Origin of the sequence: Novosphingobium sp. Gsoil 351 (assembly GCF_009707465.1) — a bacterium.
In the GTDB taxonomy this organism is placed as follows: domain Bacteria; phylum Pseudomonadota; class Alphaproteobacteria; order Sphingomonadales; family Sphingomonadaceae; genus Novosphingobium.
This window is the reverse complement of record NZ_CP046120.1, coordinates 1,536,824-1,559,456: the sequence shown is the minus strand read 5'-3', so window position 1 is coordinate 1,559,456 and position 22,633 is coordinate 1,536,824. Positions and strand designations below refer to the sequence as shown.

Sequence of the window (22,633 nt, the reverse complement as noted above, 5' to 3'; positions counted from 1 at the left end):
ACAGTATGTGGGGTGGCAGGTTCGCTGCCGGGCCTAGCGCGATCATGCGCGAAATCAACGCCTCGATCCCGTTCGACAAAGCGCTGTGGCGCCAGGACATCGCCGCATCGCAGGCGCATGTCGCGATGCTGGGCGCGCAGGGCATCGTCTCGGCCAAGGATGCCGCGGCCATCGCAGCGGGTCTCAACGGCATCGCAGCACGCTACGAGACCGAAGGCGTGCCCGAGGAATGGGACCTCGAGGACATCCACATGACCACCGAAAGCCTCCTCGCCGAGGCGATTGGGCCGGTCGCCGGGCGCCTCCACACCGCGCGCAGCCGCAACGATCAGGTCGCGACCGATTTCAAGCTCTGGGTCCGTGACGCGCTCGATCAGGCCAACGCCGGGCTCGCGGCGTTCCAGCGTGCATTGGTAATGCGTGCCGACGAACACGCCGCGAGCATCATGCCCGGCTTCACCCATTTGCAAGCCGCCCAGCCGGTTACGCTGGGCCACCACTTGATGGCATACTACGAGATGGCCCGGCGCGATCGGTCGCGCTTCGCTGATGCGCGAGCGCGGCTCAACCAGTGTCCGCTGGGTTCGGCGGCGCTTGCCGGGACCGGCTTTCCGATCGACCGCGCCGCGACTGCCGCCGGGCTCGGCTTCGAGGGCCCGACCGCGAACAGCCTCGATGGCGTCTCGGACCGCGATTTCGCGCTCGACTACCTGATGGCCGCCGCCCAGTGCGCGCTCCACCTGTCGCGGCTGGCCGAGGAATTTGTGCTGTGGGCCAGCCAGCCATTCGGCTGGGTCCGCTTGCCCGATGCGCTGAGCACGGGCAGTTCGATCATGCCGCAGAAGAAGAACCCTGACGCCGCCGAACTGGTCCGCGGCCATTCGGGCCGGATCGTTGGTTGCGCGACCGCGCTGATGGTGACGATGAAGGGCCTGCCGCTCGCCTATTCGAAGGACATGCAGGACGATAAGCCGCCGGTATTCGAGGCGGCGGGACTGCTTGCCCTCAGCTTGGCGGCGATGACCGCAATGGTCGCCGAAAGCGAATTTCGCACCGACCGGATGCGTGCGGCGGCCGAAGCAGGCTATGCTACCGCGACCGATCTCGCCGACTGGCTGGTGCGGGCGCGCGGCATTCCGTTCCGCGAGGCGCATCACATTACCGGAGCTTCGGTCAAGCTCGCCGAAAGCCGGGGCCTGGCGCTCGACCAGGTGCCATTGGGCGATCTCCAGGCCATCGACCCGCGGATCGACGACGAGGTGTTCGCGGCGCTCTCGGTCGATGCCTCGGTCGCGGCGCGCACCAGTTATGGCGGAACCGCGCCGGACCAAGTAAGGCGGCGTGTGGCCGAGGCGCGTGACGCGCTCGGCATGGAGTCGCAAGGATGAGCCGGACGATCGCAGCCCTGGCCCTGTTGATGGCGCTCGGCGCGTGCGGCAGCCGCGCGGATCTCAGGCCCCGAGCGGGCCAGTCGTTGCCGGTAGCGCCGCTGGGCCGCACCGACCGGCCGACCGCCGAGGAACTGCTCGTTCGTCCGCAGCAGGCCGCGCCGCAGCGCAGCGTCGAATTGCGCACGCGCTCGGAAGAGCGCGAAGACGACCCGTTCGACCTGCCGCCGCCCGACGGGAACTAGAGAAAGCAAACATCAGCCTTAGCTCGACATGAGCGGGTAGGGGCATCGAGCGTCATGGATCACTTTTCGTACAACAGCGGCGTGCTCCACGCCGAAGAGGTGCCGCTGCCGGCGATCGCAGCGGCGGTCGGTACGCCGGTCTACGTCTATTCGCGCGCCACGCTGACCCGCCACGCGCGCGTATTTCGCGAGGCGTTGAGCGGCATCGCACGCGTCGAGATCGCCTTCGCGGTGAAGTCCAATCCCAACCTGGCGGTGCTGCGTGTGCTTGCCAACGAGGGTTACGGCGCGGACGTGGTCTCGCAGGGCGAGATGGACCGCGCACTCGCGGCGGGTATGGCCGCGGAGGCGATCGTGTTCTCGGGCGTGGGCAAGACCGGCAGCGAGCTTTCCGCGGCGCTCGATGCCGGGATCGGCCAGTTCAACTTGGAAAGCGAAGAGGAAGGCGTCGAACTGGCGGAGATCGCCACCGCCAAAGGCCTACGCGCGGTTTGCGCGCTGCGGGTCAATCCCGATGTAGACGCGGGCACCCACGCCAAGATCTCTACTGGCAAAGCCGACAACAAGTTTGGCGTCGCCTATGATCGGGCGGCGGCGATCTACGGCCGACTGAGTTCGTTGCCGGGCCTCGAGATGCGAGGGCTGGCGGTCCACATCGGCAGCCAGATCACTACGCTCGAACCTTCGCGCGCCGCGTTCGTCAAGATGGGTGAGCTGATGCGCGCAATTCGCGTCGCCGGACACACGGTCAGCCACATGGACCTCGGCGGCGGGCTCGGCGTGCCCTATCGCGCGGGCGAAGTGCTGCCCGGCCCGGCCGAATACGGTGCGATGGTCGCCGATGTCGTGCGCGATTGGGACGCGACGATCTGCTTCGAGCCGGGCCGGGTGATCACCGGCAATTCTGGCGTGCTGATCACCGAGGTGATCCGGGTCAAGCCGGGGGCGAGCGCCCCGTTCGTGGTGGTCGACGCGGCGATGAACGATCTCGTCCGCCCTGCGATGTACGATGCCTGGCACGATTTCGCCGCGGTCGCCCCATCGGGCGAGCGCTTCACCGCGCACATCGTCGGACCGATCTGCGAATCGAGCGACACTTTCGCGATGAACCGCGAGACCGACCGGGTCGTCGCGGGCGATCTGGCGGTATTCCGCACCGCTGGCGCCTACGGTGCGACCATGGCCAACACCTACAACAGCCGCCCGCTGGTGCCCGAAACGATGGTCGACGGGGCAAAGTGGGCGGTGGTCGCCGACCGCATCCAGCCGGCCACGATCCTGGCGGCGGAGCGGGTGCCCGAATGGCTCTAGGCTGATGCACAGCCTCCCGCTGTTCCACCGGATCGCCGGACAGCCAGTGATCGTGCTGGGCGAGGGCGCGGCGGCCGAAGCCAAGGCCCGGTTGGTCGAGCGCGCTGGCGGGGTCATCGTCGGCGAGGACCATGCGTGCGCGCGGCTGGCGTTCATCGCTCAACCCGAACCCGAGCCCGCCGCCGCCCGGCTGCGCGCGCGGGGCGTGCTGGTCAACGTCGCCGACCGTCCCGATTTGTGCGATTTCACCTTGCCGAGCGTGCTCGAACGCGGTCCGGTGCTGCTCGCGGTGAGCACCGGCGGGGCCTCTGCCGGACTGGCCAAGGCGCTGCGGCTGCGTCTCGAAACGCTGCTGCCTGCTACGCTCGGCTCTTTGGCCGAGGCGCTCGCGGCGGCGCGCGAAGCGATGCGGGCGCGCTGGCCTGATGCCGCCGCGCGGCGCGGGGCGATCGATGCGGCACTGGCCGAGGGCGGGGCGCTGGATCCGCTAGCTGGGTATGGTGAAAGCGCAATCGAACACTGGCTGAGCGGCGAAGGTACAGCCCCCGGCCCCGTCACCGTCGAAATCGTCCTGCGCAGTGATGACCCCGACGACCTGACCCTGCGCGAAGCGCGGCTGCTCGGCACCGCCGATGTGATCCGCCATTCCTGCGACGTCCCGCCCGCAATCCTGATCCGCGCGCGCGCCGATGCCGAACGCTGGGCGCTTGACGATCCCCGGCCCGACCATGGCCGGACCGTTATCCTCAAGCGGACTTGAGGTTACGCCGAAGCAAGGAGGACGTTCATCCACGCGCTGGCGATCGGGCGGGCGGGATCGTCCTGCCACGCTTCTGCGCTGACGTTGGCGATGCGCCGTCCGGCACGGGTCACGCGACCCACGGCGTAGGTTCGCCGCTCGGTTCCGCCGCGCAGGAATTCGACCGTCATGTTCACCGGCTTGAGCCGCGGCACCGCGCCTCGCTCCGCCAATGCGGCCCGTAGCGCTGCGATCGCCGCCATCTCGAGTAACCCGCCGATCGCTCCCCCATGGAGGAAGCCGGGACGGCCCAGCACCTTCTCGGAAAAGTCGAGCGAGAGCACGGGCACAGCGCCGTCGATCCGGTCGACCGCTATCCCCAGCGCTAGCGCATAGGGCGGGAGGCTGGCGGATACCCGGGCGAAGGTCTCGTTCGCGTCGCTCACGTCGGCTCCACCGACATGAATACCCCCGCCGCATGCGCGACCGGGTCGGCCGGGTCTCCATCGTGCGCCAGCCCGCGGACGAACGCGGCGCTGCGGGTCAAACGATAGCATTCGGCTCGCGCGATGACGGTCTTGCCCGGGCTCGCTGCGCGGACATAGTCGAGTCGCAGATCGAGTGTCGCCTGCGGCCGGAACGCGCCGCTCTTGACCCACACGCTCATCGAAGTGGCGTTGTCGAGCAGAGTGATGATCGGACCCGAGGCGAGCACCCCGGTCTCGGGCACCCCGACCAGATCCGCGCGCCACGGCAGCGCAATCTCAATCCAGTCGTCGCCATGAGCGACATAGCGCAGCCCGATGAAGCCGCCGTGACCGCGGCCGTTCATCAGCCGCGAGACGACCGCGGGATCGAACGGCGTGCCGGGATCGATCGGAAAGGGACTGGGGCCGTCGTTCATCGAGCCCGCCTGTGGCCAGCGTATCCACCGATTACAATGCTTAAAATTCGGCAATGCCGCGTGAACTGACGACGCATCGCGGGGTCCTGAAACCGGGGGCACGGAGACGCTGCCGCGGGCTACCGCTCGCGACATGCCGCAGCGCTAGACCACGCTCCCTGCCAGCGCGTCGATCGCGGCCTGGAGGATCGTCGCCGCCGCCGCCGAATCGATCCGCTCGGCACGCTTGGCGCGGCTTATGTCCTGCTCGATCAGGTCGCGCGCGGCGGCCTGGGTCGACCAGCGCTCGTCCCACAGCAGCACCGGCAGCCCCAGCGCGCCCAGGTTGCGGGCGTAGGCGCGCGCCGATTGGCTTCGCGGGCTCTCGCTGCCGTCCATGTTTAGGGGCAGACCGATTACCAGCCCGGCGACGCCGCGCTCTTCCACGATCGCCTCGATCGCCGCCTTGTCGCGCATGAACTTGCCTTTGGGGATCGGCTTGCCCGGCGTGGCGAAGCGCCAGCCGGCATCGCAGATCGCGGTGCCTATGGTCCTGGTCCCGGTGTCGATCCCCAACAGAATGCCGCCGTCGGGCAATGCCTCGCGAAACGCGCCCGCCTGCGCGGTGATCAGGGTTTCCACGCTTGCACCCGGGCCTTCACGTCCGCGCGCAAGTTGGCCCAGAACAGCGGAATGTCGTAGACGTGATAGTTGTTGCCCGGCAGGACGTAGGGTCCGAGCGCGGGCGGCGGCCCGATCAGCAGCAGCCCTGCCGTGCACCGCGCCGGGACGAGCTTGGGGGTCAGCTTGCCCGCACCGAGCGCCGCGTCGGGAACCAGCGTCCCCAGGTTCGCATCGGCGGGCGCGGTTCCGCCGAGCTTGCCCGTTAATGGGTTCGTGCACAGCATTTCGCTGCCGCCGCGCGGCTGACCGTCGAACCCGGTCGATTCGGCATAAACGCTCTTGAGTTGTGAGGGATCGGCCGGCTCCGCAAAGCTCGACCAGCTGACGATACAGCCCGCCTGGCCCGCGATGGCGCAGGCTGGAAGACCCAGCGCGGGCAGGTCATGAGCCACCGAAATCGGCCATCCGATCGCATAGACCGCGGCTACGCGCCGTTGCAGCGGGGTTCCGGCGACTTTCTCCTTGAGCAGGCGGATAAGGTGACGCGAGCCCTGGCTGTGCCCGGCGAGCACGATCGGCCGACCGGCGGGGACGCTCGCCAAAAAGTAATCGAACGCCTTGGCGACATCGGCATAGGCCGCCTCGATGGCCTGCTGCGCTTCGGGTTGGTTGGTCAGGAACGCGCCGAATGTGGCCTGACGATAGCGCGGCGCCCAGATTTCCGGACTGGAGTTGAACGGGCTGGCCATGCCGCGCACGAACAGCCGCGCGCGATCGTTGGCTTCGGCATCGGCGAGCGGGGCGTTCCAGTGCTCGCGGGCGAGATAGCTGGTGGGGTGGACGAAGAATACCGCTGCGCCAAGCGCATCGCCGTCTTCGGTCAGCCCCGCCGGAAGCCAGCGAACCGGGTCGCTCGTGCTCATCCCCGGACGCGAAATCCACATCGCCGGATCGTCGTAGGCATTGCCCGCGAGCGGATTCTGCGTCTCGAACCGCACCTTGGGGACGAACGCCAGCTCGGTAAGGTCGCGCGCGTAATAGCGCAGTGCGACTACCCCCGCGACGCCAACGACGATGCAGAAGACGATGAAATAAAGAAACTTGCGGACCATCGCTCAGCTCGCCGCGCCCGAAGCTGCCTGCATCTCATCGCCCTGCGCGGCGGCGGTGTTGCGCTCCGAGCGGCGCTCGAGCAGAATCTTGCACATTGCCACCAGCGGATCGGCCAGCGCCAGCCCGAGAATGCCGAACATCACCCCAAAGATCAGCTGTGCCCCCAGGACCAGCGCGGGCGCGAGATCGACCGTCCGTTTGGCGACCATCGGGACGATCACGTTGCCGTCCACCGTCTGGACCACGATGTAGACCGCGATGCAGTAGATCCCCATGTCGGTTCCGCCCGAGAATCCGATGAGGACCATCAAAGCCCCCGAGATCGGCGCGCCGATGTTGGGCAGGAAAGCCAGCAGTCCGGTCAGCAGGCCCAGCAGCGCCGCCATCGGTACCCCGTAGGCGGCGAGCGCGATCCCGGTGGCGACGCCTTCCACCGCCATTCCGAGCAGGCGCCCGGCGAGCAGGCGGCGCAGCGAGAAGGCCATTCGGCCTAGCGTTTCGCCCAGGTAGGGCCGTTCTTCGACCGGCAGCATCCACGCGATACCGCGCTCATAAAGCTTGGGTTCGACCGCGATGTAGATGCCCAGAACCGCGATCAGGAACAGAGTCGTCAGCCCGCCGAGCAGCCCGCCCAGCGCGCGCGTCACCGGTCCGACCCCACTCGACATCTGCTCAATGATCCCGTTGAGGCTGCCCGGATCGACGTCCATCCCGTGGCCCCGCGCCCACGCCACCGCGCGCTCGATCTGGTGCTGGACGATGGCCGGCATCTCGGCGGCCTGCGCGGCGATCTGGTTGCCGGTGAAATAGCCCGCCCAGACAAGGAACAGCACGCCGAACAGCAGCACCAAGATGATCCGCCAACCACGGCCAATCGGTAGCACGCGACCGAGCAGGCGCGCGCCGCCATCGATCATCGCGGCAAAAACGATCCCCCCGAAGATCACCATCAGCGGCTGGGCGAAGAACACCACCAGCGCGGCGAGCGCCGCCATTCCGATCCAGATAGCGGCCTTCTGCGCCTCGCGCCGCAGTCCGGCATCGTGGATGTCGGCGGGGCTGAGCTGACTTTCCGCGGCCGGGACCTCGCCCGCGCCGATATGATCGTCGCTCAATTGCGGTCCTTTCGCACAGCCTGGGCCGGGCGCAGGTTGGTCCAGGCGCGGTCCCGCCGCAAGGACGCAATCCACGTCCGCGGGTCGAAGGTGGTGCTGCCATCGAGCGAAAAGGTGATGAACTCGGCGCGCCCGCCAACGTCCGCCAGCGGTACGGGGCCGCCCAGTCCCTGCTCGAACCCAGCGGAGGCGCGGCTGTCGGCGGAGTGATCGCGATTGTCGCCCATTAGGAAGACGTGGCCCTCGGGCACCCGAATCTCGTCGTAGTTGTCGAGCGGCTGGTTCTGCAGGTGATCGATGATCGGATAGCTGACCCCGTTGGGCAAAGTTTCGCGCAAAATCGGCAATTCGCAGACCTTCTTGCCAGAAGCGAGCCGAGTGGCGAGGTTCGGGAACGTGTCCTGGTCGCACGGCTCGTTGGGATCGATCGCCAGCTCGAGCGGCGGCTCGACCGCTTGCGGCACCGGCTTACCGTTGAGGACGATCTGGCCGTTGACCACCGCGATCCGATCGCCGGGCAGGCCGATAACGCGCTTGATGTAATCGACATCGCGATCGGGGGGCACGACGATGACGATGTCGCCGCGTTCGGGCGTGCGGCCCAAGAGCCGCCATGTCTCCCGCGGAAAAACATGGAACGATGCCGAGACCCACGACCAGCCATAGGGATACTTCGACACGACTAGGCGATCCCCGACCAGCAAGCTGGGCATCATCGAGATCGACGGGATGTAGAACGGCTTGGCGATCAGAGAGTGAAAACCGACCACCGCCAACAGCATTAGCGTCAGCCCCCGCAGCTCGGCGAGCCAGTCGACCCGCTCGCGCTCAGGCCCGGCAGGGACTTCGGCAACCGGCGGCGAGGGATCGGCCTCAGCCAAGCGCGCGCGCTTCGATGATGACGAAGGCCTGAGCCCAAGGATGGTCGTCGGTCAGGGTGAGGTGCACCAGGGCCTCGTGTCCGGCGGGGGTCAGCGACGCCAGCCGCGCCGCCGCGCCGCCGGTCAGGGCAAGCGTGGGCGCGCCCGAGGGCAAGTTGACCACACCGATGTCCCTCATGAACACCCCTGCCTTGAATCCGGTCCCCACCGCCTTGGAAAAAGCCTCCTTGGCGGCGAACCGCTTCGCATAAGTTCCGGCGCGGGTATACGGGCGCTTGGCAGCCTTGGCGCGCTCGACTGGCGTGAACACGCGCTTCTCGAACCGCTCGCCAAAGCGGTCGAGCGACGCCTGGATCCGCTCGATGTTGCAGAGGTCCGAACCGAGGGCGAGGATCATTCCCTTGAACTCATCGCGCCGCATCCATCAGTTCGCGCATTCGGGTCACGCTTGCCTCCAGCCCGACGAAGATCGCCTCGCCTACCAGATAGTGGCCGATGTTGAGTTCGGCCAGTTGGGGAATGGCAGCGATCGGCTGGACGTTGTCATAGGTCAGCCCATGCCCAGCGTGCGGCTCGATCCCGTTCTTGGCGGCGAGTGCGGCCATGTCGCTCAGGCGGCGCAATTCATTTGCCACAGCCTCGCCTTCGGCGTGGGCGTATTCGCCGGTGTGGAGTTCGACTACCGGCGCACGCAGGCGCAGTGCGGCCTCGATTTGGCGTTCCTCCGGAGCGATGAACAAGCTGACGCGGATGCCGGCGTCGCTCAGCCGCGCGACGATCGGGGCGAGGCGGTTATGTTGGCCGGCGGCGTCGAGGCCGCCCTCGGTAGTGCGCTCCTCGCGCCGTTCGGGGACGATGCAGGCGGCGTGGGGTCTATGGCGCAGCGCGATCGCCAGCATCTCCTCGGTTGCCGCCATCTCGAGGTTTAGCGGCAGGTCGGTCGCGGCTTGGATCCGGGCGAGGTCGTCGTCGCGGATGTGACGGCGGTCCTCGCGCAAGTGCGCGGTGATCCCGTCGCCGCCGCATGCCGCTACGATCTGCGCCGCGCGCACCGGATCGGGATGCTCGCCGCCGCGCGCGTTGCGGATCGTGGCGACGTGGTCGATGTTGACACCAAGGCGCAGGCGCACCGTCACGCCTTGAGGTCCCGGCTGCCGGGCTTTTCCGCCGGGATTGCAGCGAGATCGGGAGGCAGATCGTCGGCCGCATAATCGGGCACGTCGAGCCGCAGCAGGGACACCAGCGGAACACCCACCTCCGCCCTACCGTTCGACCGGTCGATCAAACACGCCGCACCGACCAGCTCGCCAGGATGCTCGCGAATCGCCGCGAGGCACTCGCGCGAGGAAAGCCCAGTGGTGACGATGTCTTCGACCATGACCACGCGCCCGCCCGCCGGGATCCGGAAACCCCTGCGCAGCTTGAACGCGCCGTCCTCGCGCTCGACGAACACCGCAGGGCAGGCCAGCGCGCGGGCGGTCTCGTAGCCGGGGATGATCCCCCCCATCGCCGGGGAGACGACCATGTCGATCCGGCCGAACTTGGCGGTAATTGCGGCGGCCAGCGCGCGGCACAGCCGTTCGGTCCGATCGGGATACTGGAACACCCGCATCTTCTGGAGGAACACCGGCGAATGCCGCCCCGACGAGAGGATGAAATGGCCTTCGAGCAGCGCCTCGCTGGCGCGGAACTCATCGAGAATCTCGTCGTCGCCCATGCTCTGTCCGGTTCCGTCAATTCTGTCCCGGCGCTGCATCCGGGGGCACGAAACCCGCAGCTTCCCGCGGTTTCGCGCGTTTGGAAAAAACTGCCCGCGGGGTGTTGAGGCCCTTGGCGTCCGCGCGTATAGGACGCCGCAAGCATCGGTGCCCCAGGGGGGTGTCGCGGGGGCCGCGCTTAGTGGCGGACCCGCGAAAAGGGAAGCGAAAGCGAAACGCATGAAGCTTGGCAGGATCGCCCGCACGCTGGGCAAGACGATGATCGGACTGGCCGCGGCAGGCATGCTCGCCGGCGCGCCGGCGGCGCAGGCCCAAGCTCCCGCCACGGCTCCCGCCACGGCTCCGGCCGCGGCGCCGGCCATTGCCCCCGCGGCCGTGCCGACCCAGCCTTCGGCCCCGCTCGACAAGGTCGCGGCCAGCCCCGCTCCCGCTGCAAACGACAACGCCGCGACGAAGGCCGCTGCCCCTGCCGGCGGGTCCTATACCCCGATGGCACCGACCCCCGGGATCGGCATGCCGGTCGATGGACGGATGGGCCTGCAGCAGCAGTTCTCGCCGATCGGTCACTATGGCGAGTGGATGCACGACGGCATCCTGGTGCCGCTGATCTTCGCGATCTCGATCTTCGTGCTGGGCCTGCTGCTCTACGTGATGTTCCGGTTCCGCCGCAGCGCTAATCCGGTGCCTTCCAAGACCACCCATAACGCGCTGATCGAAGTGATCTGGACCCTGCTGCCCGTGCTCATCCTGGTCGCCATCGCGGTGCCCTCGATCAGCCTGCTCGCCACCCAGTATAAGCCCGCCCCGGCCGGAGCGCTGACGATCAAGGCAACCGGCTATCAGTGGTACTGGGGTTACACTTATCCAGACAACGGCGGGTTCGAGGTGATCTCGAACATGCTCAAGGAGCCAGACGAGGTAAAGCCCGGCGAACGCGCGCGGACCGATGCCGATGGCCCGGCGCACCTGGCCGCGGATACCCGGATGGTTGTCCCAGTGGGGGAACCGATCCGTATCCAGACCACCGGCGCCGACGTGATCCACTCGTTCGCGATCCCCGCGTTCTGGTTCAAGATCGACGCGGTTCCGGGTCGGATAAACGAACGGGTGCTGTTCATCGAAAAGCCGGGCGTTTACTATGGCCAGTGTTCGGAGTTGTGTGGGGCTCGGCACGGTTACATGCCTATCGTCGTGGAGGCGCTGCCGCGGCCGCAGTTCGAGGCGTGGCTGCTGACCCAGCCGGGCGGCACCCTGGGCAAGGCCGCCGCGGCCGCCGCACCCGCCGCCGCGCCCGCGCAAACCCCCGTTTCGGCCGTACCCGGCGCTCCCGCCGCGGGCGAAGCATCCGCCAAAACCGCCGCCTGAACGCGAATAGAGGCTAGACACCATGGCTACCATCCCCGCCGACCAGGAAGCGTTCCAGGCGCACCATGACGACCACGCGCACGAGCATGACCACAAGCCGGGCTTCTTCGCCCGCTGGTTCATGTCGACCAATCACAAGGACATCGGCACGCTGTATCTGATCTTCGCGATCACCGCGGGGATCATCGGCGGCGCGATTTCGGGGATGATGCGCGCCGAGCTGGCCGCGCCGGGCATCCAGTACCTCGGGATGTTCGCGCGGTGGTTCGGCACCGCCAACCCCGATTTCGACCAGTCGCTCCACCTGTGGAACGTGCTGATCACCGCGCACGGCCTGATCATGGTGTTCTTCATGGTCATGCCCGCGATGATCGGCGGCTTCGGCAACTGGTTCGTGCCGCTGATGATCGGCGCGCCCGACATGGCCTTCCCGCGCATGAACAACATCTCGTTCTGGCTGACCGTCGCGGGCTTCACCAGCCTGATGATTTCGCCGTTCATGCCCGGCGGCACCGGCAACGGCGCGGGCACCGGGTGGACGGTCTACGCCCCGCTCTCGACCTCGGGCTCGGTCGGCCCGGCGGTCGATTTCGCGATCTTCTCGCTCCACCTCGCGGGCGCGGCCTCGATCATGGGCGCGGTCAACTTCATCACCACGATCTTCAACATGCGCGCGCCGGGGATGACCCTGCACAAGATGCCGCTGTTCGTGTGGTCGATCCTGGTCACCGCGTTCCTGCTGCTGCTGGCGCTGCCGGTGCTCGCCGCGGCGATCACCATGCTGATCACCGACCGCAACTTCGGCACCACCTTCTTCGATCAGGCCGGCGGCGGCGATCCGATCCTGTACCAGCACCTGTTCTGGTTCTTCGGCCACCCCGAAGTCTACATCATGATCCTGCCCGGCTTCGGCATGGTCAGCCAGATCATCTCGACCTTCAGCCGCAAGCCGGTGTTCGGCTATCTCGGCATGGCCTACGCGATGGTCGCGATCGGCGTCGTCGGGTTCGTGGTGTGGGCGCACCACATGTACACCGTCGGCCTCGACGTGAACACGAAGATGTACTTCACCGCGGCGACGATGGTCATCGCGGTGCCCACCGGCATCAAGATCTTCAGCTGGATCGCGACGATGTGGGGCGGCAGCATCGAGTTCAAGTCGCCGATGGTCTGGGCGGTCGGGTTCATCTTCCTGTTCACCGTCGGCGGGGTGACCGGCGTGGTCCTCGCCAACGGCGGGATCGACGACGTGCTCCACGACACCTACTACGTCGTCGCGCACTTCCACTACGTGCTGTCGATGGGCGCGGTGTTCAGCCTGTTCGCGGGCTTCTACTACTGGTTCCCGAAGATGAGCGGGCGGATGCACAGCGAGTTCCTCGCCCACGTGCACTTCTGGCTGTTCTTCATCGGGGTGAACATCATCTTCTTCCCGCAGCACTTCCTGGGCCTGCAGGGGATGCCGCGGCGCTACCCCGATTTCACCCCGGCCTATTCGTACTGGAACCACGTCTCGTCGGTGTACGGCTATTCGACGATGGCGATCGGCATGCTGGTGTTCTTCGTGAACATCGGCTGGGCGCTGGCCGCGGGCAAGAAGGCGGCGGCTAACTATTGGGGCGAAGGCGCGACCACGCTCGAATGGACCCTGTCGAGCCCGCCGCCGTTCCACCAGTTCGAGACGCTGCCAGTGATCGACGACCACGCGCACCATTGAGCCCGGCCGCAAGGCTGGTCAGCGAAGCGCCCCGGCCGCAAGGTCCGGGGCGTTTTCGTATTTTGCCGCACGTCAACCTGACCCGCTCATGTCGAGCCCTTCGCCAGCCTCAGGATGAACTGCCGACGTCGTCCTCAGTCGAGAGTCGCGCGTGATGTCTCGACTTCGCTCGACATGAGCGGATAGGGGTGGGGTCCAGGGAGAGCGACGAATGCCCGAATTCCGCATGATCGACGTCGGCGACGTCAGCCTGCGCTGCGCGATCGAGGGCAGCGGCCCGCTGGTCATCCTCGTCCACGGCTTTCCCGAAAGCTGGTATTCGTGGCGCCACCAGCTCGCACCCCTGGCCGCGGCCGGGTTCACCGCCTGCGCGATCGACGTGCGCGGCTACGGCGGGTCGGACAAGCCGCGCGAGGTTTCGGCCTATACGCTCGAAAAGATCGACGCCGACCTTGCCGGGCTGGCCGAGGCGCTCCAGCCCGATGCGCCGGCGATCCTGGTCGGCCACGATTGGGGCGCGCCGATCGTGTGGAACGCCGCGCTGACCAACCCGGCGCGGTTTCGCGCCGTGGCCGGGCTGTCGGTACCGTTCGCGGGTGTGCCCCAGCGCCCGTTCACCGAGGTTTTCCGCGAGCATTTCACCAGCCAGGGCCGGTTCTTCTATCAAGAGTACTTCCAGGAGCCCGGCGTTGCCGAGGCCGAGGCCGAGGCGGACCCGCGCGATTTCGTCGCGCGGATGATGTACTCGATTTCGGGCGACGTGCCGCCGGGGGCGTACTGGGACAAGCCGCTGGGCGCGACCTTCCTCGAAGGCCTGCCCGATCCGCAGCCGGTGTCGTGGCTGAGCGAAGCCGATCTCGATTATTACGAGGGCGAGTTCATGGCTTCGGGCTTCCGCGGCCCGCTCAACCGCTATCGCAACCACGAGGCGGACTTCGCGTGGCTGCAAGGGTTCGCCGGCAAGAGGATCGAGCAGCCGGCGCTGTTCATCGGCGGAACGCGCGATCCGGCGACCACGCTGTTCGGCGCGGTGACCGATCCGGTGGCGATGATGCGGCTGTTCGCGCCCAAAGTCGAAGGCCACGTGCTCGAAGGCGTCGGCCACTGGACCCAGCAGGAACGGCCCGCCGAGGTCAACGCGCTGCTGCTCGATTGGCTGGGGCGGCCTTAACCCCGCAGCTTCGATCCGTCGCCGGGGCGACGCGTGAGAGTTTAACTTTCCCCTTTGGCCAGACCCCACTATAGGCCGCCCCGATCATGACCCCCTCGATGACTCCCGGCACCACCCTCCAGCTCCCCACCGACTGGCGCGATTTCTTCGCGCTGACCAAGCCCAAGGTGATGCGGTTGGTGGTCTATACCGGGCTGTGCGGGCTGCTCGCCGCGCCAACCGGCATCCACCCGCTGCTCGGCTTCACCGCGATCCTGTGCATCGCGCTGGCCGCGGGCGGGTGCGGGGCGCTCAACATGTGGTGGGAGGGCAAGCTCGACGCGGGCATGAAGCGCACCGCCCAGCGGCCTATCCCCGCGGGGCGGATGGACCCGGTAAACGCGCGCGATTTCGGGATCGTGCTGTCGGTCGGGTCGGTGCTGACGATGGGCCTGGCGGTCGGCTGGCTCGCCGCCGCGCTGCTGGCCGCCTCGATCGTCTATTACGCGGTGATCTACACCATCTGGCTCAAGCCCCGCACCCCGCAGAACATCGTCATCGGCGGCGGCGCGGGCGCGTTTCCGCCGCTGATCGGCTGGGTCGCGGCGACCGGGCACATCAGCGCGATGCCGCTGCTGCTGTTCGCGATCATCTTCGTGTGGACCCCCCGCACTTCTGGGCGCTCGCGCTGTGGGTGAAGCTCGATTACGCCAACGTCGGCATCCCGATGATGCCGGTGGTCGCGGGCGAGACTTCCACGCGGCGCCAGATCCTGGCCTATTCGGTGCTGCTGGTGCCGGTAGCGGTGGCGCCGTGGGCGATCGGCGGAACCGGCGCGGTCTATGGCGTGGCGGCGCTGGCGCTGAGCCTGGCATTCGTCGCGCTGTCGGTGCCGGTGGGGCTGCGCAACTCGGCTCCCGGTGACGGGATGCGGCCCGAAAAGCGCCTGTTCGCGTTTTCGATCGTCTATCTGTTCGTGCTGTTCGGCGCGCTGGTGCTCGATCGCGCGGCGACCATGCAGGGGTGGCAATGATGAGCGATCCGCTGACCCCCGCTCAGCTCAGCCCCGAAGAGCTGGCCGAGTATCGCAAGCGCCAGAAGAACCGCAACCGCGCGCTGGGCGCCGTGCTCGTGTTCTTCGTGGTGCTGTTCTACGCGATCACCTTCGTGCGGATCGGGGCGCAGCACCAATGAGCGTCGCGGTCCGTCCCGATCCCGCGCGCAACCGCCGCGTCGCGGGCTATGCCGCGGCGTTCGCTTTGGCGATGCTCGGGCTGGGCTATGCCTCGGTCCCGCTCTACCGGTTGTTCTGCCAGGCGACCGGGTTCGGCGGCACCACCCAGCGCGCCTCCGCGGCGCAAGCGGCCGCGGTCAAGGCGGTAGCGGGCAAGTCGGTGGTGATCCGCTTCGATGGCAACGTCGCGCGCGGGATGCCGTGGCAGTTCGCACCCGATCAGATCACCCAGACGATCCCCTTCGGCGAACGCGCGATGGCGACCTTCCACGCCCGCAACACCTCGGCCCGCACGATCACCGGGACTGCGGTGTTCAACGTCAGCCCCGAGCAGGCGGGCAAGTATTTCAACAAGATCCAGTGCTTCTGCTTCACCGAGCAGACCCTCAAGCCGGGCGAAGACGTGCACATGCCGGTGATCTACTACGTCGACCCCAAGATCCTCGACGATCCCGACGCGAATGACGTCGAGGAGATCACCCTCAGCTACACTTTCAACGAAGCGCGCTACCCGGCACCGAAGCCTCTGGACCCGTCCGGGGCGGCGCGTTAAGGCCCGTTCGAAACCTACAGGGGGGAGCCCGCAGATGGCCGGCGCCAAGAACCACGATTACCACATTCTTCCGCCCGACATCTGGCCGTTGGTCGGCGCCGCCGCGGCGGTGACGATGACCAGCGGCGGGGTGCTGGCGATGCATTCGATGCCGTTCGGCAAGTACATCCTGCTGCTTGGCGTGTTCGGGGTGCTGCTGACCGCGTTCGAATGGTGGTCGAACGTGATTCGCGAGGCGAATTCGGGCGACCACACCCCCGTGGTCCAGCTTCACCTGCGCTACGGCATGATCCTGTTCATCGCCTCGGAGGTGATGTTCTTCGTCGGCTGGTTCTGGAGCTGGTTCGACTTCTCGCTGTTTCCCACGACCTTGACCGACGTGGTCGGCGGCACCTGGCCGCCCAAGGGGATCGAGGCGGTGCTCGACCCGTTCGATCTGCCGCTGCTCAACACCCTGATTCTGCTGTGTTCGGGCACCACCGTCACCTGGGCGCACCATGCGCTGATCCACGGCGACCGTGACGGGCTGAAAAAGGGCCTGTGGGCGACGATCGTTCTGGGCATCCTGTTCACCAGCATCCAGGCCTACGAATACGGCCATGCGCCGTTCGCGTTCGGCGAGAACACCTATGGCTCGGCGTTCTACATGGCGACGGGCTTTCACGGCTTCCACGTGATCATCGGCACCATCTTCCTGGCCGTGTGCCTCAAGCGCGCCTACAACGGCGACTTCACCCCGCGTCAGCACTTCGGCTTCGAAGCGGCGGCGTGGTACTGGCACTTCGTCGACGTGGTGTGGCTGTTCCTGTTCATCGTCGTCTACGTCTGGGGCGGCTGGGGCGCGCCGATCCACTGATGACAGATGCGCCGGGTGGGGAGCAAACCGCGCCCGGCGGCCTCTCCGCCAAGTTGCCATTCGGCCACTGCCCGCGCTGCCGGGCCAAGACGCTGTTCGCCGGCGTGATCTCGTTCGCGCCGAAATGCAGTGGCTGCGGGCTGGACTACTCCGCCTTCAACGTCGGCGACGGGGCGGCGGCGTTTCTCACCCTGATCGTCGGAGGGCTGATCTCGGCGCTGGCGATCTGGCTGCAGCTATCGGTCGAGCCGCCGTTCTGGGTGCACGTGGTGCTGTGGGTGCCGTTGTCGATCTTCGCGGTGCTGGCCGGCTTGCGCTATGGCAAATCCCGGCTGCTCGCTGCCGAATACCGCCGCAAGGCGGGCGAAGCGCGGCGGCCGGCACCATGACCCGCCGCATCCCCGTCGTCGCGACGCTGGTCGTCGCCGCGGCGGTCGCGACAATGATCGCGCTGGGGGTGTGGCAGCTCCACCGCCTGGCGTGGAAGGAAGCCCTGATCGCGCGCTACGCCAGGGCCGAGACGATATCCTCCGCCATCCCCTGGCCGCGCGATCCTGCCGCGGCCGAGGCGGCGCTGTTCCGCCATGCGCAAATCCGCTGCGACCGGGTGCTCGCGCAGGACGCGACCGCCGGGCGCAATCTGGCCGGGGTTACCGGGTGGGCGCAGACCGCCCGCTGTGCCCTCGACGGCGGCGGCGAGGCGAGCGTGGCGCTCGGCTGGACCCAGTCGCCCGCGATCCGCCCGTGGCCCGGCGGCGAGATCGAGGGCGTGGTCGCCCCGGGCGAGGGCGGCAGCGTCCGCCTGATCGCGGGCAAGCCGCCTGCCGGGCTGCAACCGCTGGTCCGGCCCGATCCCAACGACATCCCCAACAACCACTTTGCCTACGCGATCCAGTGGTTCCTGTTCGCCGGGGTGGCGGCGGCGATCTACGCGATCGCCTTGCGCAAGCGATTGCGCTCGACCTGACCGCCTCGACGCGAGCGGAGGTTGTGAGATTGGCGCGGGGTCGCTAACCGCCCCCGCGATGGACTACGTCTCGACCCGCGGCACCGCGCCCCCGCTCGACTTCGCCGGGGTCACCCTGGCCGGCCTCGCTCCCGACGGCGGGCTGTATGTGCCGCGCGAGTGGCCGCGGTTCACGCCTGACGAGATCGCCGCGCTGGCAGGCCTGCCCTATGCCCGGCTGGCTCAGCGCATCATGCAGCCGTTCGTCGGCGACAGCATCGCGCCCGAGCGCCTGCTCGCGCTGTGCGAGACCGCCTATGGCCGCTTCGCCCACGCCGCGGTGACCCCGCTGGTCCAGCTCGACGAGCGCAACTGGCTGCTCGAGCTGTTCCACGGTCCGACGCTGGCGTTCAAAGACGTCGCGCTGCAACTGCTCGGGCTGTTGTTCGAGGAGTTGCTGACGCAGGGCGACGCCCCGCTGACGATCGTCGGCGCAACCAGCGGCGATACCGGGTCGGCGGCGATCGACGCGGTTGCGGGGCGTGAGAACGTGGAGATCTTCATGCTCCACCCCAAGGGCCGGGTGAGCGACGTCCAGCGCCGCCAGATGACCACCGTGCTCGCCCCCAACGTCCACAACATCGCGGTCGAGGGCGCCAGCTTCGACGATTGCCAGGCGATGGTGAAGCGGATGTTCGGCGACCCCGCCGTCACCGCGCGGCTGCGCTTGTCGGCGGTCAACTCGATCAACTGGGCGCGGTTGATGGCGCAGGTCGTCTACTACTTCGCCGCCGCGCTCCAGCTCGGCGCGCCGCGGCGCAAGGTCGCGTTCAGCGTGCCGACCGGCAACTTCGGCGATGTGTTCGCCGGATACGTCGCGGCGCGGATGGGCCTGCCGATCGAGCGGCTGATCGTCGCCACCAACGTCAACGACATCCTTCACCGCGCGCTGACCACGGGCGACTACTCGGCAGGCAGCGTCGAGCCGACGATCGCGCCTTCGATGGACATCCAGGTCAGCTCCAACTTCGAACGCCTGCTGTTCGACCTGGGTGGGCGCGACGGGATCGCGCTGGCGGCGCAGATGAAGGGCTTCGAGGCGAGCCGCGCCATGCAGCTCACCAACGCCCAGCGCGAGGGCGCCGCGGGCTTGTTCGCCAGCGCACGCGCCGAGGCGGGCGACATGGCGCAGGCCATGCGCTGGGCGAGCGAGGCCTGCGGGCAGACGATCGATCCGCACACCGCCTGCGGTCTCCATGCCGCGCACGCGCAGACCGATCTGGATCCGGCGGTGCCAGTGGTCACGCTCGCCACCGCGCACCCCGCCAAGTTCCGCGACGCGGTCGAACGCGCCACCGGTCAGCGTCCGCCGCTACCCGCGCGGGTGGGCGACCTGTTCAAGCGCGAGGAGCGCATGATCGAGCTGCCCGGCGACTACTCAGCGATGGTCGATTACGTGACCGCCCACGCGGTGGCCCGCTCGTGAGGGACAAGCAATTCGCTCGACGCGAGCGGAGGTCGGATTGGCTGAGCTTTCTCCAAGTCCCCTGATCCTGGAAGGCGCGGGCTGGGACGACTACGCGTTGCTCGACAGCGGCAACGGCCTGAAGTTCGAGCGCTACGGCCCGTACAGCTTCATTCGCCCCGATGCGCAGGCGTTGTGGCAGCCACAAATGGGCGAGTGGGACGCCGACGGCGAGTTCGTCCCCGCCTCGGACGAGGACGGCGGAGGGCGCTGGCAGTTCCGCAAGCCGGTACCCCGCGAAGGCTGGCCGCTCGCTCGGGGCAAGGTGAGGTTCACCGCGCAATGTACCCCGTTCCGCCACCTCGGCTTCTTCCCCGACATGGCCCCCGTGTGGGACTGGATGGGGGAGCAGCTAGCGGGGCGAACCGACGCGCAGACGCTCAACCTGTTCAGCTATACCGGCGTCGGTTCGCTGACGCTGAGCGACCACGGTCCGGTCACGCACGTCGACGCCTCGAAGAAATCGGTCGCCCAGGCGCGCGAGAATGCTGCGCTCTCCAACATGGCCGATCGCCCGATCCGCTGGATCGTCGACGATGCCGCCAAGTTCGCGGCGCGCGAGGTGCGGCGGGGGCGGCGTTACGACGGGATCATTCTCGACCCGCCCAAGTTCGGGCGAGGGCCCGAAGGCGAGGTGTGGCGGCTCGAGGATCACCTCGCCCCGCTGATCGCGGATTGCGTGCGACTGCTCGACGGTGACAGCCGGTTCCTGTTCCTGACCGTATACGCGGTGCGGATGAGCGCGTTGGCGCTGGCCGGGCTGCTGCATGAGACCTTCGCCGACCTTCCCGGCAAGGTCGAGTTTGGCGATCTGGCGGTGCGCGAATCTCCGCCAGACGGCCGCCTCCTCCCCACGGCCATTTTCGCGCGCTGGCGCAACGGCTGAGCCGCCGCTAGGAGCCTCGCGATGTCCGACAGCCTGATCCTCGAAATCGCCGACTTCGAGCACGACGTGCTCACCGGGATCTATTCCGAAGAGACCGGGCGTCCGCAGCCGCTGCGCTTCACGATCTCGGCCCGGCTCAAACCGGCCGACCGGTTCGAGCCGGACACCCCGCTCAATCGCAGCAAGAACTACATGGACCTCAAGTTCGCGGCCTCGACCGCGCTGCCCGATGGCGTCCATTTCAAGCTGATCGAGGCGGTCGCCGACCACATCTGCGAAACGCTGTTCATCCAGGACAAGCGGGTCGAGGCGGTGACAGTGCGGATCGTCAAGCTGGCGATCAGCGAGGGCGGCGAACGCATCGGCATCACGCTGACCCGCGAACGGCGGGATTGAGGGTGCGACCGCTCGCGCTCGTCACCGGCGGCTGGAGGCGGATCGGCGCGGCGATTGCAGAGGCGCTGGCGGCGGACGGCTGGGACCTGGCGCTCCACGCGCACCATCCCGAGGCGTTCGACCGCGACATGATCGCGCGGCTCGAGCGCGGCGGGTCGCGCGCGCAGGGCTTTGCGGGCGACCTTGCCGATCCCGAATTTCCGGGGCGGTTGGTGGACGAGGTCGCCGCGGCGTTCGGGCGCGCGCCGACGCTCTTGGTCAACTCGGCCTCGATCTTTCGTGACGACCGGCTGGCGACGTTGACCGCCGAATCGCTCGACTTGCACATGCGCACCAACCTCACCGCCCCGTTGCTGCTGACCAGGGCCTTCGCCGCGGCGCTGGACGATGGACGGGGCTCGATCGTCATGCTGCTCGACCAACGGGTGCGCAATCCGGTGCCCGATCAGTTGTCGTATTCGCTGTCCAAGCAGGCGCTTCACGCGAGCATACGCAACCTAGCGCGCGATCTCGCGCCGCGCATGCGCGTCAACGGGGTGGCGCCCGGACTGGTGCTGCCGACCGAGGACTACGAAGACGCGCAATGGGCCAGGCTGACCGCCTTGATGCCGCTCGAACGGCTCGCCGCTCCGGCCGACATCGCCGCCGCGGTGGTTTACCTCGCCCGAGCGCAGGCGGTCACCGGGCAGACTATCTATGTCGATAGCGGCGCCAATCTTGAGGCATTCCCGCGCGATTTCGTGTATATGGGGCGTGAATGACCCCGCTCGTGGATACCTTTAAGCGTCCGATCACCTACTTGCGCCTGTCGGTGACGGATCGGTGCGACCTGCGCTGCGCCTATTGCATGCCCGAGCGGATGACCTTCCTGCCCAAGGCGGAAGTGCTGACTCTCGAGGAACTGCGGATGCTCGCGCAGGCGTTCATCGGGCGCGGTGTTCGCAAGATTCGTCTGACCGGAGGCGAACCACTGGTCCGCCGAGACATGATCGATCTGGTCCATGCGCTGGGGCGCGAGATTGGAAACGGACTGGACGAGCTGACCCTCACCACCAACGGCATGCGCCTCGCCGAATTCGCGCCCGCGCTGAGGGATGCGGGCGTGCGGCGGGTCAATGTCAGCCTAGATACCCGCGATGCCCAACTGTTTGCCAAGCTGACCCGGCGCGATGGGCTGTCGCAAGTCCTCGCCGGTATCGCCGCAGCGAAGGCGATCGGGCTGGAGGTCAAGCTCAACACCGTCGCGCTCAAGGGGCTGAACGAGGCCGAACTGCCGACATTGATCCAGTGGGCGCACGGCGAAGGCCACGCGATCACTTTGATCGAGGTGATGCCGCTGGGCGAGATCGAAGGCGACCGATTCGACCACTACCTGCCGCTCAGCGCGGTTCGCGAGCGGCTCGAACGGCTGTGGACGCTGAGCCCCAGCGGACACCGTAGCGGCGGCCCCGCGCGTTATTTCGACATTCGCGAGACCGGCGGGCGGCTCGGTCTGATCACGCCGCTGACCAGCAATTTCTGCGATGGCTGCAACCGGGTGCGCGTCAGCGCGACCGGGCAACTGTTCATGTGCCTGGGCGGCGAGGGGCAGGTCGATCTGCGCGCCGCGCTGCGCTCGGGTGAGGCCGGCGCGCTCGACAGCGCGCTCGACCGGGCAATGGTGCTCAAGCCCGAGCGCCACGCTTTTCGCATCGACCGCCGCGGCGAGGCCCCGGCTCTGGCGCGGCATATGTCGGTCACCGGAGGCTGAGGTGACGCTCAAAGTGCTGTTCCTCGGCCGGCTGCAGGACGCGGCCGGGGCGGGCGAGCGCATGGTGGAATACCGCCGGCACGTGGCGGGACTGATCGATTCGTTCGAGCCTGCGTTGGCGGCAGCCTTGCGTTCCCCCAAAGTGCGGGTCGCGGTCAACGGGGCGATCGGCGCGAGCGTGCTGACGGATGGCGATGAGGTCGCGTTCCTGCCTCCGGTCAGTGGCGGCTGAGCCCGC

Annotated in this window: 27 protein-coding genes and 1 pseudogene; 19 read left to right on the top strand and 9 right to left on the bottom strand. The window is 67.8% G+C overall.

The features are described 5' to 3' along the window. Positions 1-5 precede the first annotated feature (5 nt). Genes argH through GKE62_RS07450 form a run of 4 tightly spaced genes read left to right on the top strand, consistent with a single transcriptional unit; the run spans position 6 to position 3,704 of the window. The gene (gene argH / locus GKE62_RS07465; protein WP_154691701.1) at positions 6-1,388 is read left to right on the top strand and encodes an argininosuccinate lyase; all 1,383 of its coding nucleotides are present in this window, start codon (positions 6-8) and stop codon (positions 1,386-1,388) included. Next, the gene (locus GKE62_RS07460) at positions 1,385-1,633 is read left to right on the top strand and encodes a hypothetical protein (protein ID WP_154691700.1); all 249 of its coding nucleotides are present in this window, start codon (positions 1,385-1,387) and stop codon (positions 1,631-1,633) included. The genes argH and GKE62_RS07460 overlap by 4 nt, the downstream gene beginning before the upstream one ends. 54 nt (positions 1,634-1,687) lie before the next feature. Next, a complete protein-coding gene (gene lysA / locus GKE62_RS07455) occupies positions 1,688-2,944 on the top strand; it encodes a diaminopimelate decarboxylase (RefSeq protein WP_154691699.1) in 1,257 nt (418 codons plus the stop codon). A 4-nt stretch (positions 2,945-2,948) separates the two neighbouring features. Further along, positions 2,949-3,704: an NAD(P)-dependent oxidoreductase gene (locus tag GKE62_RS07450; protein ID WP_154691698.1), complete on the top strand. Its 756-nt coding sequence runs from the start codon at positions 2,949-2,951 to the stop codon at positions 3,702-3,704. Positions 3,705-3,706: 2 nt separating this feature from the next. On the opposite strand, the gene GKE62_RS07445 is transcribed toward GKE62_RS07450, so the two are convergent. The 9 genes from GKE62_RS07445 to pyrE all read right to left on the bottom strand — a co-directional run bounded on the left by GKE62_RS07445 (position 3,707) and on the right by pyrE (position 10,016). Continuing rightward, positions 3,707-4,129, bottom strand: a complete 423-nt coding sequence (locus tag GKE62_RS07445) for a PaaI family thioesterase (RefSeq protein WP_230206983.1) — start codon at positions 4,127-4,129, stop codon at positions 3,707-3,709. Further along, positions 4,126-4,587: a PaaI family thioesterase gene (locus GKE62_RS07440; protein WP_154691696.1), complete on the bottom strand. Its 462-nt coding sequence runs from the start codon at positions 4,585-4,587 to the stop codon at positions 4,126-4,128. Before GKE62_RS07440 ends, GKE62_RS07445 begins: the two co-directional genes overlap by 4 nt. 144 nt (positions 4,588-4,731) lie before the next feature. Further along, positions 4,732-5,199, bottom strand: a complete 468-nt coding sequence (ruvX, locus tag GKE62_RS07435; protein WP_154693606.1) for a Holliday junction resolvase RuvX — start codon at positions 5,197-5,199, stop codon at positions 4,732-4,734. Beyond that, complete coding sequence (locus GKE62_RS07430; RefSeq protein ID WP_154691695.1) at positions 5,196-6,302, bottom strand: DUF3089 domain-containing protein; 1,107 nt, start codon at positions 6,300-6,302, stop codon at positions 5,196-5,198. The genes ruvX and GKE62_RS07430 overlap by 4 nt, the downstream gene beginning before the upstream one ends. Before the next feature lie 3 nt (positions 6,303-6,305). Then, positions 6,306-7,418, bottom strand: a complete 1,113-nt coding sequence (locus GKE62_RS07425) for an AI-2E family transporter (protein ID WP_230206982.1) — start codon at positions 7,416-7,418, stop codon at positions 6,306-6,308. Then, entirely contained in the window at positions 7,415-8,299 is an 885-nt protein-coding gene (gene lepB / locus GKE62_RS07420; protein ID WP_230206981.1) for a signal peptidase I, read from the bottom strand. The genes GKE62_RS07425 and lepB overlap by 4 nt, the downstream gene beginning before the upstream one ends. After that, positions 8,292-8,696: a holo-ACP synthase gene (gene acpS, locus GKE62_RS07415; protein WP_154693603.1), complete on the bottom strand. Its 405-nt coding sequence runs from the start codon at positions 8,694-8,696 to the stop codon at positions 8,292-8,294. Before acpS ends, lepB begins: the two co-directional genes overlap by 8 nt. Before the next feature lie 10 nt (positions 8,697-8,706). Further along, complete coding sequence (locus tag GKE62_RS07410) at positions 8,707-9,435, bottom strand: pyridoxine 5'-phosphate synthase (protein ID WP_154691694.1); 729 nt, start codon at positions 9,433-9,435, stop codon at positions 8,707-8,709. Continuing rightward, positions 9,432-10,016, bottom strand: a complete 585-nt coding sequence (pyrE, locus tag GKE62_RS07405; RefSeq protein WP_154691693.1) for an orotate phosphoribosyltransferase — start codon at positions 10,014-10,016, stop codon at positions 9,432-9,434. The genes GKE62_RS07410 and pyrE overlap by 4 nt, the downstream gene beginning before the upstream one ends. Before the next feature lie 220 nt (positions 10,017-10,236). On the opposite strand from pyrE, the gene coxB reads away from it, so the two are divergent. The 15 genes and pseudogenes from coxB to GKE62_RS07335 all read left to right on the top strand — a co-directional run bounded on the left by coxB (position 10,237) and on the right by GKE62_RS07335 (position 22,627). Next, on the top strand, positions 10,237-11,382 hold the full coding sequence (gene coxB / locus GKE62_RS07400) for a cytochrome c oxidase subunit II (RefSeq protein WP_230206980.1): 1,146 nt from the start codon (positions 10,237-10,239) through the stop codon (positions 11,380-11,382). A 22-nt stretch (positions 11,383-11,404) separates the two neighbouring features. Continuing rightward, on the top strand, positions 11,405-13,099 hold the full coding sequence (gene ctaD / locus GKE62_RS07395; protein WP_154691692.1) for a cytochrome c oxidase subunit I: 1,695 nt from the start codon (positions 11,405-11,407) through the stop codon (positions 13,097-13,099). Positions 13,100-13,310: 211 nt separating this feature from the next. Continuing rightward, complete coding sequence (locus GKE62_RS07390; protein ID WP_154691691.1) at positions 13,311-14,270, top strand: alpha/beta fold hydrolase; 960 nt, start codon at positions 13,311-13,313, stop codon at positions 14,268-14,270. 98 nt (positions 14,271-14,368) lie between these two features. Further along, positions 14,369-15,282 (top strand): annotated as a pseudogene (locus tag GKE62_RS07385) (heme o synthase). Continuing rightward, positions 15,282-15,443, top strand: coding sequence for a hypothetical protein (locus GKE62_RS18445; RefSeq protein ID WP_195908653.1), 162 nt, complete (start codon positions 15,282-15,284; stop codon positions 15,441-15,443). The pseudogene GKE62_RS07385 and the gene GKE62_RS18445 overlap by 1 nt, the downstream one beginning before the upstream one ends. Continuing rightward, on the top strand, positions 15,440-16,036 hold the full coding sequence (locus GKE62_RS07380; RefSeq protein WP_154691690.1) for a cytochrome c oxidase assembly protein: 597 nt from the start codon (positions 15,440-15,442) through the stop codon (positions 16,034-16,036). Before GKE62_RS18445 ends, GKE62_RS07380 begins: the two co-directional genes overlap by 4 nt. 34 nt (positions 16,037-16,070) lie before the next feature. Then, complete coding sequence (locus tag GKE62_RS07375) at positions 16,071-16,892, top strand: cytochrome c oxidase subunit 3 (protein ID WP_154691689.1); 822 nt, start codon at positions 16,071-16,073, stop codon at positions 16,890-16,892. Beyond that, positions 16,892-17,281, top strand: coding sequence for a DUF983 domain-containing protein (locus GKE62_RS07370; RefSeq protein WP_154691688.1), 390 nt, complete (start codon positions 16,892-16,894; stop codon positions 17,279-17,281). The genes GKE62_RS07375 and GKE62_RS07370 overlap by 1 nt, the downstream gene beginning before the upstream one ends. Further along, positions 17,278-17,859 carry an SURF1 family protein gene (locus GKE62_RS07365; RefSeq protein ID WP_154691687.1) on the top strand — a complete coding sequence of 194 codons (582 nt, stop codon included), beginning with the start codon at positions 17,278-17,280 and terminating at the stop codon, positions 17,857-17,859. The genes GKE62_RS07370 and GKE62_RS07365 overlap by 4 nt, the downstream gene beginning before the upstream one ends. 58 nt (positions 17,860-17,917) lie before the next feature. Beyond that, entirely contained in the window at positions 17,918-19,324 is a 1,407-nt protein-coding gene (gene thrC / locus GKE62_RS07360; protein WP_154691686.1) for a threonine synthase, read from the top strand. 37 nt (positions 19,325-19,361) lie between these two features. After that, entirely contained in the window at positions 19,362-20,249 is an 888-nt protein-coding gene (locus GKE62_RS07355; protein WP_154691685.1) for a class I SAM-dependent methyltransferase, read from the top strand. A gap of 21 nt (positions 20,250-20,270) precedes the next feature. After that, a complete protein-coding gene (locus tag GKE62_RS07350; protein ID WP_154691684.1) occupies positions 20,271-20,645 on the top strand; it encodes a dihydroneopterin aldolase in 375 nt (124 codons plus the stop codon). 2 nt (positions 20,646-20,647) lie between these two features. Further along, positions 20,648-21,406, top strand: a complete 759-nt coding sequence (locus tag GKE62_RS07345; protein ID WP_230206979.1) for an SDR family oxidoreductase — start codon at positions 20,648-20,650, stop codon at positions 21,404-21,406. Continuing rightward, positions 21,403-22,395 carry a GTP 3',8-cyclase MoaA gene (moaA, locus tag GKE62_RS07340; protein ID WP_154691682.1) on the top strand — a complete coding sequence of 331 codons (993 nt, stop codon included), beginning with the start codon at positions 21,403-21,405 and terminating at the stop codon, positions 22,393-22,395. The genes GKE62_RS07345 and moaA overlap by 4 nt, the downstream gene beginning before the upstream one ends. Position 22,396: 1 nt before the next feature. Next, positions 22,397-22,627 carry a MoaD/ThiS family protein gene (locus tag GKE62_RS07335; RefSeq protein WP_154691681.1) on the top strand — a complete coding sequence of 77 codons (231 nt, stop codon included), beginning with the start codon at positions 22,397-22,399 and terminating at the stop codon, positions 22,625-22,627. The last annotated feature ends 6 nt before the right edge of the window (positions 22,628-22,633 follow it).